15 protein-coding genes are annotated in these 14,918 nt (G+C 69.5%); 8 read left to right on the top strand and 7 right to left on the bottom strand.

What is annotated here, in order from left to right; translation table 11 throughout:
- The first annotated feature begins 310 nt into the window (after positions 1-310).
- Positions 311-916 carry a class I SAM-dependent methyltransferase gene (locus ITI46_RS00075; RefSeq protein ID WP_209237007.1) on the top strand — a complete coding sequence of 202 codons (606 nt, stop codon included), beginning with the start codon at positions 311-313 and terminating at the stop codon, positions 914-916.
- Entirely contained in the window at positions 916-1,380 is a 465-nt protein-coding gene (locus tag ITI46_RS00070) for a nucleotidyltransferase domain-containing protein (RefSeq protein WP_209237006.1), read from the top strand. Before ITI46_RS00075 ends, ITI46_RS00070 begins: the two co-directional genes overlap by 1 nt.
- An 89-nt stretch (positions 1,381-1,469) precedes the next feature.
- Here ITI46_RS00070 and ITI46_RS00065 read toward each other — a convergent pair whose 3' ends face one another.
- Positions 1,470-1,976, bottom strand: a complete 507-nt coding sequence (locus ITI46_RS00065) for a MarR family winged helix-turn-helix transcriptional regulator (RefSeq protein WP_209237005.1) — start codon at positions 1,974-1,976, stop codon at positions 1,470-1,472.
- Between the two features lie 102 nt (positions 1,977-2,078).
- On the opposite strand from ITI46_RS00065, the gene ITI46_RS00060 reads away from it, so the two are divergent.
- Complete coding sequence (locus ITI46_RS00060; RefSeq protein WP_209237004.1) at positions 2,079-2,540, top strand: MarR family winged helix-turn-helix transcriptional regulator; 462 nt, start codon at positions 2,079-2,081, stop codon at positions 2,538-2,540.
- 65 nt (positions 2,541-2,605) lie between these two features.
- Here the strand turns inward: ITI46_RS00060 and ITI46_RS00055 are convergent, their stop codons facing one another.
- The gene (locus tag ITI46_RS00055) at positions 2,606-3,574 is read right to left on the bottom strand and encodes a LysR family transcriptional regulator (RefSeq protein WP_209237003.1); all 969 of its coding nucleotides are present in this window, start codon (positions 3,572-3,574) and stop codon (positions 2,606-2,608) included.
- Between the two features lie 169 nt (positions 3,575-3,743).
- Here ITI46_RS00055 and ITI46_RS00050 point away from each other — a divergent pair, with 169 nt between their 5' ends.
- The 3 genes from ITI46_RS00050 (at position 3,744) to ITI46_RS00040 (ending at position 6,806) form a co-directional block, all read left to right on the top strand.
- Positions 3,744-4,970, top strand: coding sequence for a PrpF domain-containing protein (locus ITI46_RS00050; RefSeq protein ID WP_209237002.1), 1,227 nt, complete (start codon positions 3,744-3,746; stop codon positions 4,968-4,970).
- Positions 4,971-5,024: 54 nt separating this feature from the next.
- Positions 5,025-6,278 (top strand): SLC13 family permease, encoded by a 1,254-nt coding sequence (locus tag ITI46_RS00045; protein ID WP_247745230.1) that lies wholly within the window; start codon positions 5,025-5,027, stop codon positions 6,276-6,278.
- A 93-nt stretch (positions 6,279-6,371) separates the two neighbouring features.
- Positions 6,372-6,806: a hypothetical protein gene (locus ITI46_RS00040; RefSeq protein WP_209237001.1), complete on the top strand. Its 435-nt coding sequence runs from the start codon at positions 6,372-6,374 to the stop codon at positions 6,804-6,806.
- 71 nt (positions 6,807-6,877) lie between these two features.
- On the opposite strand, the gene ITI46_RS00035 is transcribed toward ITI46_RS00040, so the two are convergent.
- The 4 genes from ITI46_RS00035 to rox all read right to left on the bottom strand — a co-directional run bounded on the left by ITI46_RS00035 (position 6,878) and on the right by rox (position 11,892).
- Positions 6,878-9,271: an ATP-binding cassette domain-containing protein gene (locus tag ITI46_RS00035; RefSeq protein ID WP_209237000.1), complete on the bottom strand. Its 2,394-nt coding sequence runs from the start codon at positions 9,269-9,271 to the stop codon at positions 6,878-6,880.
- Positions 9,272-9,500: 229 nt separating this feature from the next.
- Complete coding sequence (locus tag ITI46_RS00030) at positions 9,501-9,911, bottom strand: VOC family protein (RefSeq protein ID WP_209236999.1); 411 nt, start codon at positions 9,909-9,911, stop codon at positions 9,501-9,503.
- Between the two features lie 10 nt (positions 9,912-9,921).
- The gene (locus ITI46_RS00025; protein ID WP_209236998.1) at positions 9,922-10,362 is read right to left on the bottom strand and encodes a helix-turn-helix transcriptional regulator; all 441 of its coding nucleotides are present in this window, start codon (positions 10,360-10,362) and stop codon (positions 9,922-9,924) included.
- A gap of 66 nt (positions 10,363-10,428) precedes the next feature.
- Complete coding sequence (gene rox / locus ITI46_RS00020) at positions 10,429-11,892, bottom strand: rifampin monooxygenase (protein ID WP_209237085.1); 1,464 nt, start codon at positions 11,890-11,892, stop codon at positions 10,429-10,431.
- Positions 11,893-12,182: 290 nt separating this feature from the next.
- Here rox and ITI46_RS00015 point away from each other — a divergent pair, with 290 nt between their 5' ends.
- Both ITI46_RS00015 and ITI46_RS00010 read left to right on the top strand, forming a co-directional pair.
- Complete coding sequence (locus ITI46_RS00015; RefSeq protein WP_247745229.1) at positions 12,183-12,683, top strand: HIT family protein; 501 nt, start codon at positions 12,183-12,185, stop codon at positions 12,681-12,683.
- Positions 12,684-12,996: 313 nt separating this feature from the next.
- On the top strand, positions 12,997-13,668 hold the full coding sequence (locus ITI46_RS00010) for a chitinase (RefSeq protein ID WP_247745228.1): 672 nt from the start codon (positions 12,997-12,999) through the stop codon (positions 13,666-13,668).
- A gap of 172 nt (positions 13,669-13,840) precedes the next feature.
- On the opposite strand, the gene ITI46_RS00005 is transcribed toward ITI46_RS00010, so the two are convergent.
- A complete protein-coding gene (locus tag ITI46_RS00005; protein WP_209236997.1) occupies positions 13,841-14,878 on the bottom strand; it encodes an ABC transporter substrate-binding protein in 1,038 nt (345 codons plus the stop codon).
- Positions 14,879-14,918: the final 40 nt, after the last annotated feature.

The raw sequence follows: 14,918 nt of genomic DNA, 5'->3' as shown, positions 1-14,918 counted from the left end.
TGTGGGGATCCGCGCGCCGTGCCGGACGGGTACGGGTGGGGCTGGACCCACCACTCCCGGGGCATAGCAGGATGTCGGCTCCAGGTCGGCCGGCCGTAGGCAACGGTGATATTCCTACTGCTGCGGCGGCTCGGCCCACGCGCCCGCCTGGTCGCGGGGCTTGTCCTGCCGGCCGCCGGACTGGGGGAGCTTCATGCCGCCAACCCAGCCAGTGCTGACCGGAGTTGAGGACGCTCGGCCGGCCCGGCGGCGGGAGGGCGGTTGGCCGGTGGTGCCCGCACGATCGAGCCGCGTCCGGCAGGATGCTCGCATGGCAGTGCAGAACGGCAGGCGGTGGAACCACAACATCCACTACCACCCCCGCATCCTCCGCGCGGTCCCCGACGGCGCCCAGCGGGCCCTCGATGTCGGCTGCGGCGAGGGCATGCTCGCCCGCGCACTCCGGCGGACCGTGCCGCACGTCACCGGCCTCGACCGCGACGCGCCCAGCATCGAGCAAGCACGCGCGTACTCGGACGATGTCGACTACATCCTCGGTGACTTACTCACCCACCCGTTCGAGCCGGCCTCTTTCGACGTCGTCACATCGGTGGCCACCCTGCACCACATGGACGCCGCCACCGGGCTGGCCCGCATGCGTGAGCTGCTGCGGCCCGGCGGCGTACTCGCCCTCGTCGGGATCGCCCGCAGCACCATGCCCAACGACCTGCTACGCGTCCTCGCGGGTGTGACCGCCGGCACCGCCCTCCGCACCGTGAAAGGCCACTGGCAGCACCCGTCCCCCATCGTCTGGCCGCCACCCGTGACATACACCGAGATGCAGTCCCTGGCCGCCGAAACCCTCCCCGGCTCCCACTACCGCCGCCACCTCCTGCTGCGCTACAGCATCATCTGGCGCAAACCGCGGGAGTCGTGATGGTCGAATACGGCGATACCGAACCGACCGGAGTCTCGCCCGAGCGGGAGGCCGAGGTCGAAGGACTCCTCGAGCACATCGCGGGCTGGGCTTCGGACCACCCCGATGTCATCGGGCTGCTGCTCGTCGGGTCATGGGCCCGGAGGGCTCCGCGCCCGGAATCGGACGTCGACCTCGTCATCGTGACGACTGATCCAGGCCGCTACTCCGACAGCTCCTGGATCGACGAGGTCGAGCTGGGCGAACCGGTCAGGAGGAGGGCGTGGGGGGCCGTTTCGGAATGGCGGTTCCGCACCGGGTCCGGGCTGGACGTGGAGATCAACATCGGGGCGCCCGCATGGGCAAGCACCCAGCCGGTGGATCCGGGAACGCGCCGGGTCGTTCGAGACGGTGCCCGCCCACTGCATGACCCGACAGGCATCCTGGCCTCGCTGATACGCGCCTGTGATGGCGGGGAGAGCTAGTGCTCGGCCTGGAGATCTTGCCCCGGTGAGGGGAGCGCCTCTGACCGTCCGTTGCGGGCTGTGGGTGCGTTCTGCGTGCAGCGCGGGGTTCACCGGTCGGTGATTGCCGTGACGTCGGAGACGAAGCGGGCGAGCAGCCGGGCAAGGGCGGCGCGGTCCTCGGGGGGCCAGTGGGTGAGGGCTTCGGCGATCACTTGTCGGCGGAGGGTGCGGATCCGGTCGAGGGCGGCGCGTCCGTCCGGGGTGAGCCTCAGAAGTGAGCGGCGGCCGTCGGACTGATCCGCTTCGCGGTGCAGCAGTCCGGCGTCCAGGGCCTGCGCCGCCAGGCGGCTGGCACGCGGCTGGTCCACAGCCAGCGCCGTCGCCGCCTCGGTGACCGTGGGGGCGTGACCGCGCTCAGCGGCGGCGTCCACGGCGTCGAGCAGCTGGAACACCGCGTCGGGCAGTGCTCCGTACCGGCCTTGGCGCATGCCGCGACGGGCCGAGAGCCGGGCAAGGGCATGGCTCCGCTGCTGACGGCGGAGCGCCACCACTGCCCGTTCGATCGCGGCCACTTCACCGCTCTGGACGCTCTGGCGTGGGGGGTTGCTTTCCATCCCGGTCCCGTTCCATAGTTTCCAGCAAGTGCATGTAATTCTACATACACACCACCATGCATCGCCCTCCTTCGAGGGATCTGCAGCAGAACGGGGAACGATGTGAACGCGCCCGAAAAGCCGATCGGCTACTGGCTCAAACACCTACACAACCTGCTCGAGGCGCAGTTCGACGCGGTTCTCGCGGACTTCGCCGTGAACCGTCGCCAATGGCAGGTGCTGAACCTGCTGAGCAGCGGGCCCAAGAGCGGCACCGAAGCCGAGGAGGCATTGGCCCCGTTCTGGCAGAACACGACAGGCGAGCCCGCGTACCTCGCCACCGTGCTCGAGGGACCCACGGGTCTGACCACCCGGGGCTGGGTGCGGTACAACGCGGAGGCGGACCGCCTCGCGCTGACGGCAGAAGGGCAGGCCCAGCACGCTGCCGTCGCGGCTCACGTGCGCGACATACGTGGGACCGTCCTGCGAGGGCTGACCACGGAGCAGTATGCGGAGACGATCCGGGTCCTGTCCGCGATGGCCGCGAACCTGGAGACGGCACTCGCCGATCACACGACGGCCTGACCCCAGGCGCCCGGCGTCCGGGCGCCCGGTGTCCGGTGTCCGGGCCCGCCGGCGCGGGGCCCAGGTCAGGTGCGCCGCGGCGGGACCCTGGGCACCGCGCCGAGCTGCGTGCGGTCCAGCCCCGCGCTGGTGAACTTCTGTGCCACGTCGCGCAGGACACGGGCCATGGCCTGCGCCGGCGGGGTGGCGGCGCGGGACGCCGCGCGGGCGAGGAGGATGCGCCGGGTGGGGGCGGGCACGTCGGACCCGAAGGGCAGCAGGCGGACGTCGCTGCGGCGGCTGGTGAGCGCGAGCCGGGGCGCGAGCGCGATACCGAGGCCCGCGGCCACCATGGCCTGGGCCTCCTGGTAGTCGTGCGACGCGTAGGCGATGCGCGGTTCGAATCCGGCCCGGCGGCAGCTGCGGCGCAGCACGTCGGCGACGGGGTGGTTGTCGGCGCGGATGATCCACTCCTGTTCGGCGAGGTCGCCGAGGCGCAGTGAGGGCAGGGCGCGCAACGGGGAGTCGGCGGCGACGACCAGCACGGTGGGGTCGTCGAGGAGGTGGGTGAGGGTGAGCGCCGCGTCGTCGACGCGGTTCCACTCGTAGTCCCACAGCAGCGCTTGCTCGACCTCCCCCGTGTGCAGCATCTCCCGCAGCTGATCGAGGACTCCGGCGTGTACGACGGTCCGTACGCCGGGATGGCGGTGGCTGAACCGGGTGAGTGCCAGCGGCAGCAGCGAGGCGCTGGCCGTGGGGAAGGAACCGAGCCGCAGCGTGCCCTGGTCGAGGTCGGCGAAGGACTCCAGATCGGCCTCGGCGGCGCGCAGTTCGCGGCGGACGGCCCGGCCGCGCTCTGCCAGCGCTGCACCCGCGGGGGTGGTGCGGATGCCCCGCGGCAGTCGTTCGATCAGGGGCTGTCCGGCCTCCCGCTCCAGCAGGGACATCTGCTGGGACGCGGCGGAAGTGGTCATGCCCATCGCTTCGGCGGCCGCGGTGAGCGAGCCGCGCTCGGCGGCCTCGGTGAGCAGCAGCAGCCGGCGCACGTTCAGCATGGACAGAGTTTAGCTGAGCTAAACCATGGTGAAGGAATCTGCCATTGTGCCCAAGTTGCGCGTCTGCGAAGGTCTTCGCATTCGCCGACGCGATCCAGCGGGCGCAACACGTTCGTGACGGTACGCGCGGCGCTCTCCTTCCCCACGTGACCCAGGAAGAGCCTCAGCTGTGCACACTCCCGCGACTCTGGTACGTGGCGGCACCAGCAAGTGCTGGTTGTTCAGCCAGGTCCATGTACCCACCGACCGCAGCGAGTTGGAGAAACTACTGGTCGCCGCGTACGGCTCCACCGATCCAGTGGTGCTGGACGGGGTGGGCGGAGCGACACCGACCACCTCGAAGGCGGCCGTCGTCGGAGCCTCGCCCGAGCCGGGCGTCGATGTCGACTACCTGTTCGCGCAGGTCGGTATCGGCACCGGCACGGTGGAGTGGACCAGCAACTGCGGCAACTGCGCCACCGGTATCGCTCTGTACGCGGTAGCAAAGGGACTGGTGCCCATCACCGGTGACCACACACGCGTGGTGATGCGGAACCGCAATACCGGAGCAGTGCTGGAAGGCACCGTGGACACCGTCGGCGGCGTGGTGCACGAGTTCGGCGACCAGACGGTTCCCGGCACCAGGGCCGGCGGCGTGGCGGTCGGCCTCACCTTCCTCAGCCCGGCCGGAGGCACCACCGGCTCGCTGCTGCCCACCGGACGAGCGGCCGAGGAGTTGCGGGCCGGCGCCGGCACGTTGCGGGCCGGCGCCGAAGAGTTGCCGCTCGGCACCCCCGAGCAGCAGCGGGTGACCATGGTGGACGCGGGCGCCCCCGTGGTTCTCGTGGACGCGCACAGCGCCGGCCGTACCGGTGCCGGGACGCCGGACCAGCTGCGGGCCGACGTGCCCTGGCTGCGCGTAGTCCGCCACACCGCCGCACCGCTGATGGGACTGCTCGAACCGGGCGCAGCACCCGGCGACGCGGTACCGAAGGTGGGCCTGGTCGGCCCCGCCGTGCCCTACACCACGACGCTGGGCGAGCCGGTCGCCGCCGAGGACTACGACGTGTCGGTCCGCATGCTCTCCATGAACGCCCCGCACCCGGCGATCGGCCTCACCTCCGCCGTCGCCGTCGCCACCGCAAGCCTGCTGAAGGGCTCCGTGGTCTCCCGGGCCGTGGACGGGCCGGGCGCATCCGACGGCGGGTGGCTGCGGCTGGGCACCCCCGCCGGAGTCGTGGCGGTCCGCTGCTCGGACGTCCACGACGGCGTCCCGGACCGGGTCACCGTCCAGCGTGCGGCCCGGCTGCTCGCCGACGCGCGGATCTACGTACCGGAACCAGGAGTACGCAAGGCTCCTGAGCCGGGACGCATCTCACCTCGTACGGCCGGTCTCCAGCCGTCCGTTCCGGGGTAACCTCGCGCCCCCTTGGGGCGCGGTCTCCTGTCCCCTCCTGCACCGAGGACAAAGATGTCTCCTGAAGTGATCTCCATAGGCGCGCTGCTGGTGATGTTCGTGGTCGGCACCGTGCTCCCGATCAACCTGGGCATTCTCGCCTTCGTCGCGACCTTCGCGGTCGGCACCGCCTCGCTCGGCCTCACGGAGGACGAGATCTTCGAGGGCTTTCCGGTGGACCTGTTCGTGACGATCGTGGGGGTCACGTATCTGTTCTCCGTCGCCCGCCGCAACGGCACGATCGACCTGCTCGTCGCTGCGGGGGTGCGCATGGTCCGTGGGAAGGTGGCGCTCATCCCCTGGGTGCTGTTCCTGATAGCCGCCCTGCTGACGGCGTTCGGCACCTTCACCCCGGCCGCTGTCGCACTCCTCGTACCGATCGGCATGAACTTCGCCTACAGGTACAAACTCAACCCGCTCGTCGTCGGCATGATGGTGATCAGCGGCGGTCACGCGGGGGCGTTCTCGCCGCTCGCCGTCTCCGGCGCGCTGGTGCTCGGCCTGGTCGACAAGACAGCGCTGCACATCTCTCCCGTGTCGCTGTTCACCGCCAGCTTCGTGATCAACCTGGCGCTGTCGCTGCTCACCTACCTGCTGCTGGCCAGGCGCTCCGCCCCGTCGGTCGAAGGCGACGAAGCGGCGCCCGACGACGCCGGCCTCACCGTCGCGGGCAGGCCCGACTGGCGGCAGTGGCTCACTCTCGGCTGCCTGGTCGCCCTCGTCGTCGGCGCGCTCGGCTTCCAGCTGGAGATCGGCTTCCTGGCCCTGGTGGCGGGCGCCCTGCTGGCACTGGTGGACATGAAGCGGCAGGAGAAGGCCGTCGACGGCATCAGCTGGTCCACCCTGCTGCTGGTGGGCGGCATGATGACGTACATCGCGATGCTGGAGAAGGCCGGGATCATCGAGGAGATCTCCGAGCACACGGCCAACCTGGGGGCTCCGCTTCTCGTCGCCCTGCTGCTGTGCTTCACGGTGGCCGTCACCTCGGCCTTCGCCTCGTCCACCGCGATCCTCACCGCGATCATCCCGCTCGCCGTGCCGCTGCTGCTCTCCAGCCACCTCAGCGCCGCCGGCCTGATCGCCGCTCTCGCGGTGTCCACCACCATCGTCGACACCTCGCCGTTCTCCACCAACGGCGCCCTGGTGCTGGCCAACGTACGCGGCGTCGACACCCGCCGCTTCTACCGCCAGGTCATCGGCTACACCGGCGGCATCGTCGCCCTCGGCCCCGTCGTCGCCTGGGGTGCGCTGGTTCTGCCCTGGTCATAGCGCAGGGGCGACAGCGCTGCACCGGAGGGCCGTTGAGCACGCTCAACGGCCCTCCGCGCCGCGCCCGGTCCGGCGGAAAGGAGAATTCCGACCATGAACGCAGCATCAGCCGCCACCGCCACCGCCACCGCGGTCACCTTCGTGTGGCTCGGCATGGTCCTGGCCATCTCCTTTCTCGAGGCACCGCTGAAGTTCCGCGCCCCCGGCGTGACCGTGCCGCTCGGGCTCGGTATCGGCCGGGTCGTCTTCCGGGCGCTCAACCGGATCGAGGCCGTGCTCGCCCTCGCCGTGGTGGGGGCGGTGGCCCTCGGCGGTCCTCCCGTTCACATCGCCGTGCTGACCGCGGCCACCGCGCTGCTGCTGGCAGCGCAGCTGTTCGCGATACGGCCCGTCCTCAACCGGAGGTCCGACCGGGTGCTCGCAGGCGAGACGCTGCCACGCTCCCGCGCCCACTGGGTCTACGTGGCCACCGAGTCCGTGAAGGTGCTGGTCCTGCTGGCCCTGGGGATCAGCGTCCTCGGGGTCTGACGACGACCGGGACGACCGCCGGCATGCCTGAGAAGACGGCCGGCATGCCGGCGGCGCGCCCGGGCGCCGCCTCAGGCGCCGACGTAGGCCGCGAGGTGCTCACCGGTGAGGGTGGAGCGGGCGGCGACCAGTTCGGCGGGGGTGCCCTCGAAGACGATCTGTCCGCCGTCGTGGCCGGCCCCGGGGCCGAGGTCGATGATCCAGTCGGCGTGCGCCATGACCGCCTGGTGGTGCTCGATGACGATGACCGACTTGCCGGAGTCGACGAGCCGGTCGAGCAGCCCGAGCAGTTGCTCGATGTCGGCGAGGTGGAGTCCGGTGGTCGGCTCGTCCAGCACGTAGACGCCGCCCTTCTCGCCCATGTGCGTGGCCAGCTTGAGCCGCTGCCGCTCGCCGCCGGACAGCGTGGTGAGCGGCTGGCCGAGGGTGAGGTAACCGAGTCCGACGTCGGCGAGCCGGTCGAGGATGCGGTGCGCTGCCGGCGTGCGGGCCTCGCCCGCACGGAAGAACTCCTCGGCCTCCGCCACGGACATCGCCAGCACCTCGCTGATGTCCCGCCCGGCCAGGAGGTGGTCCAGCACCGATGCCTGGAACCGCTTGCCCTCGCACTCCTCGCAGGTGGTGGCGACGCCCGCCATCATCGCCAGGTCGGTGTAGACGACGCCGGCGCCGTTGCAGGTGGGGCAGGCGCCCTCGGAGTTGGCGCTGAACAGGGCCGGCTTGACGCCGTTGGCCTTCGCGAACGCCTTGCGGATCGGGTCGAGGAGCCCGGTGTACGTCGCCGGGTTGCTGCGCCGGGAGCCGCGTATCGGGGCCTGGTCGACCGAAACCACGCCCGCCGGAGCCGGGATGGACCCGTGGATGAGCGAGCTCTTGCCGGAGCCGGCGACGCCGGTGACGACAGTGAGTACGCCGAGCGGGATGTCGACGTCGACGTTCCGCAGGTTGTTCGCCGTCGCACCGCGGATCTCCAGTGCGCCGGTGGGCTTGCGCACGGTCTCCTTGAGCAGGGCCCGGTCGCCGATATGGCGCCCGGTGACGGTGTCGCTGTCCCGCAGCCCCTCGACCGGCCCCTCGAAGCAGACGGTACCGCCCGCCGTACCGGCGCCGGGGCCGAGGTCCACGACGTGGTCGGCGATCGCTATGGTCTCCGGCTTGTGCTCCACGACGAGCACCGTGTTGCCCTTGTCCCGCAGCCGCAGCAGCAGGTTGTTCATCCGCTGGATGTCGTGCGGGTGCAGGCCGATGGTGGGCTCGTCGAAGACGTAGGTGACGTCGGTGAGGCTGGAGCCGAGGTGGCGGATCATCTTGACGCGCTGCGCCTCACCGCCGGACAGCGTGCCCGAGGCGCGGTTCAGCGAGAGGTAGCCGAGGCCGATCTCCACGAACGAGTCGAGGCTCTGCTGCAGCGCGGTGAGCAGCGGCGCAACCGACGGGTCCGCGAGTCCGCGTACCCACTCGGCCAGGTCTCTGATCTCCATCGCACACGCGTCGGCGATGTTGACCTCGCCGATCCGCGACGACCGGGCCAGTTCGCTGAGCCGGGTGCCGTCGCACTCGGGGCACTCGGTGAAGGTGACCGCCCGGTCCACGAACGCCCGGATGTGCGGCTGCATCGACTCGCGGTCCTTGGACAGGAACGACTTCTGGATCTTCGGAATCAGCCCCTCGTAGGTGAGGTTCACACCGTTGATCTTCACCTTGGTCGGCTCGCGGTGGAGGAAGTCGTGCCGCTCCCTCTTGGTGTACTCGCGGATCGGCTTGTCCGGATCGAAGAAGCCCGACTCCCTGATCACCCGCACCACCCATCCGTCCCCGGTGTATGTGGGGATGCTGAACGGGTCCTCGGCGAGCGACTTGGAGTCGTCGTAGAGCTGGGTGAGGTCGATGTCGGAGACCGTGCCCCGGCCCTCGCAGTGTGTGCACATGCCGCCGGTGCGGCTGAAGGTCACCTTCTCGGTCCTGGTCTTGTCGGCACCGCGGTCGACCGTGAGCCCGCCGCTGGCCGAGACCGAGGCGACGTTGAAGGAGAAGGCTCCGGGCGGGCCGATGTGCGGCTGCCCGAGGCGGCTGAAGAGGATGCGCAGCATCGCGTTGGCGTCCGTCGCGGTGCCGACGGTGGAGCGCGGGTCGGCACCCATCCGCTGCTGGTCGACGGTGATCGCCGTCGTCAGCCCGTCGAGCACGTCGACCTCGGGTCTCGCCAGCGTGGGCATGAAGCCCTGCACGAAGGCGCTGTAGGTCTCGTTGATCAGCCGCTGCGACTCCGCGGCGATCGTGTCGAACACCAGTGAGCTCTTGCCCGAGCCGGAGACGCCGGTGAACACCGTCAGCCTGCGCTTCGGGATCTCGATGCTGACGTCCTTGAGGTTGTTCCCGCGTGCGCCGTGCACGCGGATCATGTCGTGGCTGTCGGCAGCGTGCGGCGCAGGCGACTGCGTGTCCGTGCTCGTGGCCATGTTCATCATGTCTCCATCAGTCAGGAGGACCGCCCTCGCGGTCTCCGGTACACACAGTTCTCCTCGCCCTCGTCCGGCGGAGTCGCCGGACCTGGCGTCGGTCTCAAAGCCCGCTCGGCCCCCGGTCCGGACGGGAACCAGGGGCCGAACTCTTGTGCCCCACCACCGCCTCAGAGGCCTCGGCCGCGTTCGGTCCGTCGGTCGGTCGGACCGGACCGGGGGTGTGCGGTCTCTGTTACGCCTTGGACTCCTGCTGGATCCGCACCATATTGCCCGAGGGGTCACGGAACGCACAGTCGCGCGGTCCCCAGGGCTGGTCGATGGGCTCCTGCAGCACCTCGGCGCCGGAGGCACGCACCTGCTCGAAGGTCGCGTCGATGTCGTCGGTGCTGAAGACGGTCATCGGCAGGACGCCCTTGGTGAGCAGCTCCTGCAGGGCGTCCCCGTCGGCCTGGGGGCGGCCGGCGTGCGGTTCCGAGAGCACGATTTCGAGGAGCGGCTGCGTCGTGCTACCGAGGGTGACCCAGCGGAATCCCCCCGAAGCGACGTCGTTGCGGACCTCCAGGCCGAGCGCGTCACGGTAGAAGGCGAGCGCTTCGTCCACGTCGTTCACGGTGATGTGGCAGTACTTGAGTGCGATGGTCATGGCACCGACGTTAGGCCGCGGCGGCGGCGCCCGCTTCTTCGATCCTGCTCGGTGTGTTCCGCGTCGGGCGGGTGTGCACCTTCGCCACGCACGCGGGCATCGCCGCGACGGCGTGGTGCTCCCGGCTGCGGTACGCGCTCGGTGTCTCCCCCACCAGCTCGGTGAACCGCGAGCTGAACGACCCGAGCGAGGTACAGCCGACCGCCATGCACGCGTCGGTCACGCTCATGCCGCCGCGCAGCAGCGCCATCGCACGCTCGATCCTGCGGGTCATGAGATAGCTGTACGGCGTCTCGCCGTAGGCGGCCCGGAACCTGCGGGAGAAGTGCGCCGGCGACATCAGCGCGTGGCGGGCCATCGCCGGCACGTCGAGCGGCTGTGCGTACTGCCGGTCGATCAGATCCCGCGCTCGGCGCAGATGCGCAAGATTCGCAAGCTCTTCCGGGCTCATGGGCCAACGCTATCACTCGTCCGCTGAAATCCCCGCTGACCTGCATAAATGAGAGTGAAGGAGCCATCAGCCGACGGGCGCGCCGAACCACTTGGGCAGCTCGCCGAGCAGGTCCTGCTGATCTTCACCGACCCACGCCACGTGGCCGTCCGGCCGCAGCAGCGCCGCGGGGACGTCCGGCTCCCCACCGGCATCGGCGATGTGGTCGACCCGGCCCTCCCAGCCCTTCACCGAGAGCCGGCCGGTCCGGTCGAGCAGGAGTCCGCGGCCGCCGTGCATCAGTTCGTAGAGGCGGCCCTGCTTCAGCTTCACGTCCCGCAGCCGCCGGCCGAGCAGTTCGTGACCCTCGCCGAAGTCGTAGCGGACCTTGATCGCGGTGATCTTTTCGATCAGGTGCCGGTTCACCTCCTCGAAGTCCGCCAGTTCCGACACCAGCCGGCGCACTGCGCGGGGGCCCGGCTCGGTGGAGATCAGCTCCATCTGTGCGCGGGTGTTGTCCAGCACGTCGGCGGCCACCGGGTGCCGTTCGGCGTGGTAGCTGTCCAGCAGCCCGTCCGGTGCCCAGCCGCCCACCTCGGCGGCCAGTTTCCAGCCGAGGTTGAACGCGTCCTGGAGGCCGAGGTTGAGGCCCTGCCCGCCCACCGGCGGGTGGATGTGCGCCGCGTCGCCGGCCAGCAGTACGCGGCCGGTCCGGTAGCGCTCGGCCAGCCGGGTCGCGTCGCCGAAGCGGGAGAGCCAGCGCGGTGAGTGCGCTCCGAAGTCGGTGCCGGCGCACAGCCGCAGCTGCTGCTTGAACTCCTCGAGGGTCGGCGGGACCGTACGGTCCTGGGCCACCTTCTCCGCGGGCACCACGACGCGGTACACCCCGTCACCGACCGGCCCCGCTCCGAACCGCAGCTGGGTCTTGCGGACCTCGGCCATCACACCGGCCACCGTCTCCTGCGCAACGGCCATCTTCATCTCCCCCAGCAGCGTCTCCACCCTGGTGGGCTCACCTGGGAAGCCGACGCCGACCAGTTTGCGCACCGTGCTGCGGCCGCCGTCACAGCCGACGAGATAGCGGGAGCGCAGCGTGCTCGCTCCGCCGGCTGCGCCTCCGTCGGCGGTGGTGCCCGCTTCGGCCAGCTCGGCGGTCACCCCGTGTTCGTCCTGGGTGAGCCCGACCAGTGCGCAGCCGCGCCGGATCTCGGCGCCGAGCTCGGTGGCACGCTCGGCCAGCAGGCGGTCGGTGAGGGGCTGCGGGATGCCGAGGACGTAACCATGTGCGGTGTCCAGCCCGGCAGGCGAAGGCTTGGTGATGCCCGCGAAGAATCCGCCAACTGGATACTTCTTGCCGTGCGCGAGAAACCGCTCCAGCAGACCGCGCTGGTCCAGCACCTCGATGCTGCGCACGTGCAGACCGAGCGCGCGGATGAAAGCGGGCGGCTCCGGCTCCTTCTCCACCACGACCACCTGCACCCCGTGCAGGCGTAGTTCGGCGGCCAGCATCATTCCGGTCGGTCCGCCGCCGACAACGATCACGTCGATCATCAAATCCCCGTTCATCCGAAGCCGCATTCCGGCCAGTCACGCCGCGCAGTCGGTCGTGCGCACACGAGACGCACGCTTCGAAAAGCCCCGCACATTCCCGAACCACTGATTTCCGCAGGTCCTGGCCCCGGCCGGAGATTCTGCGGCACGACCAGGGCCTTGCCGCAAGCCCCCCGGTGCGCTATACGTTGATAGTGGCAAGGAGTTCGCAATCTCCTTGCCTTTCTTTTTGTTGCCCCTGCGGGCGGCCTGCCTCGTTGCTCCACGGGCCTGGAACGGGAGGAGCGCAGATGTCCGTCGACCGGCGCAAGCCCATGGACCTCGACGCGTACACGGCCCGCGCCCGGCGCGGGCCGTGTTTTGTCTGTGCGTTTCTGTCCGGGGACCCGGACTACGCGCACGAGACGGTGTACGAGGACGACGGCCATGTGGCCTTCCTCGACCGATGGCCCACCGTGCACGGCAAGGTCCTGGTCGCACCGAAGGCGCACATCGAGCATGTCGTACGCGAACTCGATGAAGTGGCCTACGTGCGGCTGATGCGGGTTGTGCGTGAGGTGGCGCTCGCCGTTGAGGAGGTGTGTGGGGCCGAGCGGACGTATCTGTACTCGCTCGGCAGCCGGCAGGGCAACGCGCACCTGCACTGGCACATCGCGGCACTGCCGCCCGGAGTCCCGTACGAACAGCAGCAGTTCCACGCGCTGATGACGGAGAACGGCGTGCTGGCGGTGGAGCCCGAGGAGGCCACCACCCTGGCCGCCCGTATCCGGGAGGCCCTGGCTCGCCGCTGAAGGCATGCACCATCTGTGGCCGGTCGGCGGAAGGCGTCGGCCGTGCCAGTCGGTGCTGCGTACGGTGCTCGCTGCCGGGCTGGTGCGGTGCGATGCGGTGAGATGCGTCAGATGCGGTCAGATGCGGTCAGATGCGGTGCGCCCAACTGACCCGGAGTCGGGCGGAGTTCCGGGGGGCTCACACCTTGACTTGGTACAGACCATTGCGATTGAGTGCCTCCGCCCCCTACAACTGAGGAGTGCGCCAGTGTCGAAGAGACGCATCATGGCGCTGCTGACCGCCCTGGCGGTCGGATGCGTCCTATGGTTTGTCATGCCCACGACCTCACAGGCGACCACGGCGCGGTCGTCGAAGGGCTCGGCGGCGGAATTCGTCGTGAGCGAGGCCCAGTTCAACCAGATGTTCCCGAACCGGAACTCCTTCTACACCTACAGCGGCCTCACTGCTGCCCTGGACGCCTACCCCGCGTTCGCCAACACGGGCAGCGACACCGTCAAGCGCCAGGAGGCCGCCGCGTTCCTGGCCAACGTCAGCCACGAAACCGGCGGCCTGGTCCACGTCGTGGAGCAGGACCAGAGCAACTATCCCCACTACTGCGACGCCAACCAGCCGTACGGCTGCCCGGCCGGACAGGCCGCCTACTACGGGCGCGGCCCCATCCAGCTCAGCTGGAACTACAACTACAAGGCCGCGGGCGACGCGCTGGGCATCGATCTGCTCAACGACCCCTACAAGGTCGAGCGGGATGCCGCGGTCTCCTGGAAGACCGGCCTGTGGTACTGGAACACCCAGACCGGACCCGGCACGATGACCCCGCACGACGCCATGGTCAACGGCGCCGGTTTCGGCGAGACGATCCGCGCGATCAACGGAAGCCTGGAGTGCAACGGCGGCAACCCGGGCCAGGTCCAGAGCCGGATCGACAAGTACAAGGAGTTCACCCAGATACTGGGCGTGCCTCCGGGCGACAACCTGAGCTGCTGAGCGGGCTGTTGTGCCTGGGCCGGGCCGAAGCGTCCGACATCGTCCGAGGTAGTCCGAGGTAGTCCGACGTAGTCCGTAGTCCGACGGACAGGTCGCCGGCTCGTGACATGAGGTGCGGGTGGGCCCGGAGTGTTCCGGGCCCACCCGTCCGGTGACCGTCACCGTCACCGTGTCACTTGGCGTTCTTCACGAACTCGGTGGTGTAGGTCTTCTTCAGGTCGATGGTCCGGTTCTTGAGGTTCGGGTTGAACGACTTCAGTACGCGCTCGACGGTCTTGGGGCCGTCGGCCGGCATGACACCGTCCGTGGTGAACATCGGCAGGGTGTTCTTGATCGACTGGGCGTAGAGCTTCTTTCCGCCCTGTGCGTAGTCGGCGGGCATCTTCGCGGCGATCTCCTCGGGGGTGTGCTCCGACATCCACTTGAGAGTCTTGACGAAGGCGTTGGCCAGCTTCTGCACCGTCTCCTTGTGGCTGTTCGCCCACTCGGTCTGCATGTAGAGGCTGGAGGAGGGATAGGTGCCGCCGAGCGCCTTTCTCGACCCCTCGGGGGTGCGCATGTCGACCAGCACCTTGCCGAGCTTCTTGTCGAGGACCTGGCTGACGGTCGGTTCGGTCGTCATTCCGCCTTGGATGGAGCCCTTCTTCAGCGCGGAGATGAAGGTCTGCCCGGCCCCGACGGCCACCGGCGTGAACTCCTTGGTCTGTACGCCGTTGTGGACCGCGAGGTACTTGGTGAGGAAGTCGGTGGAGGAACCCAGGCCGGTGACGCCGAGCTTCTTGCCCTTGAAGTCCTTGGGCGAGGCGATGTCGCCCTCGGCCTGCTTCGAGACGACCTCGACCTCGCCCGGTGCGTGCGAGAGCTGCACGACGGACTCCGCCTGCTTGCCCTTGGCCTGCAGGTCGAGGGTGTGGTCGTAGAAGCCGACGACGCCCTGCACATCGCCGGAGACGAGCGAGGTGGTGGCCTGTACGCCGGCCGGCTCGGTGAGCAGCTGGACGTCGACGCCCTCTTCCTTGAAGTAGCCGAGCCGCTGGGTGAGCATCGCGGGCAGGTAGATCACCTTGTCGAGACCGCCGACCATGATCTTGACCTTGCCGCCGCTCTTCGCGTCGTCGGCAGCGGAGGAGTTGCTGCCGCAGGCGGTCAGGGAGGTGAGGGCGAGCGTCGCGGCGACCGACACCACGGTGATCTTGGCACTTTTACGCATGACGAGTCCTTGAGGGGAGGGGGTTACCAGGGACGGGGGG

It is taken from the genome of Streptomyces oryzae, assembly GCF_017676365.1.
Classification (GTDB): domain Bacteria; phylum Actinomycetota; class Actinomycetes; order Streptomycetales; family Streptomycetaceae; genus Streptomyces; species Streptomyces oryzae.
The sequence above is the reverse complement of the archived record's forward strand: the minus strand, read 5'-3'. Positions and strand labels throughout refer to the sequence as shown.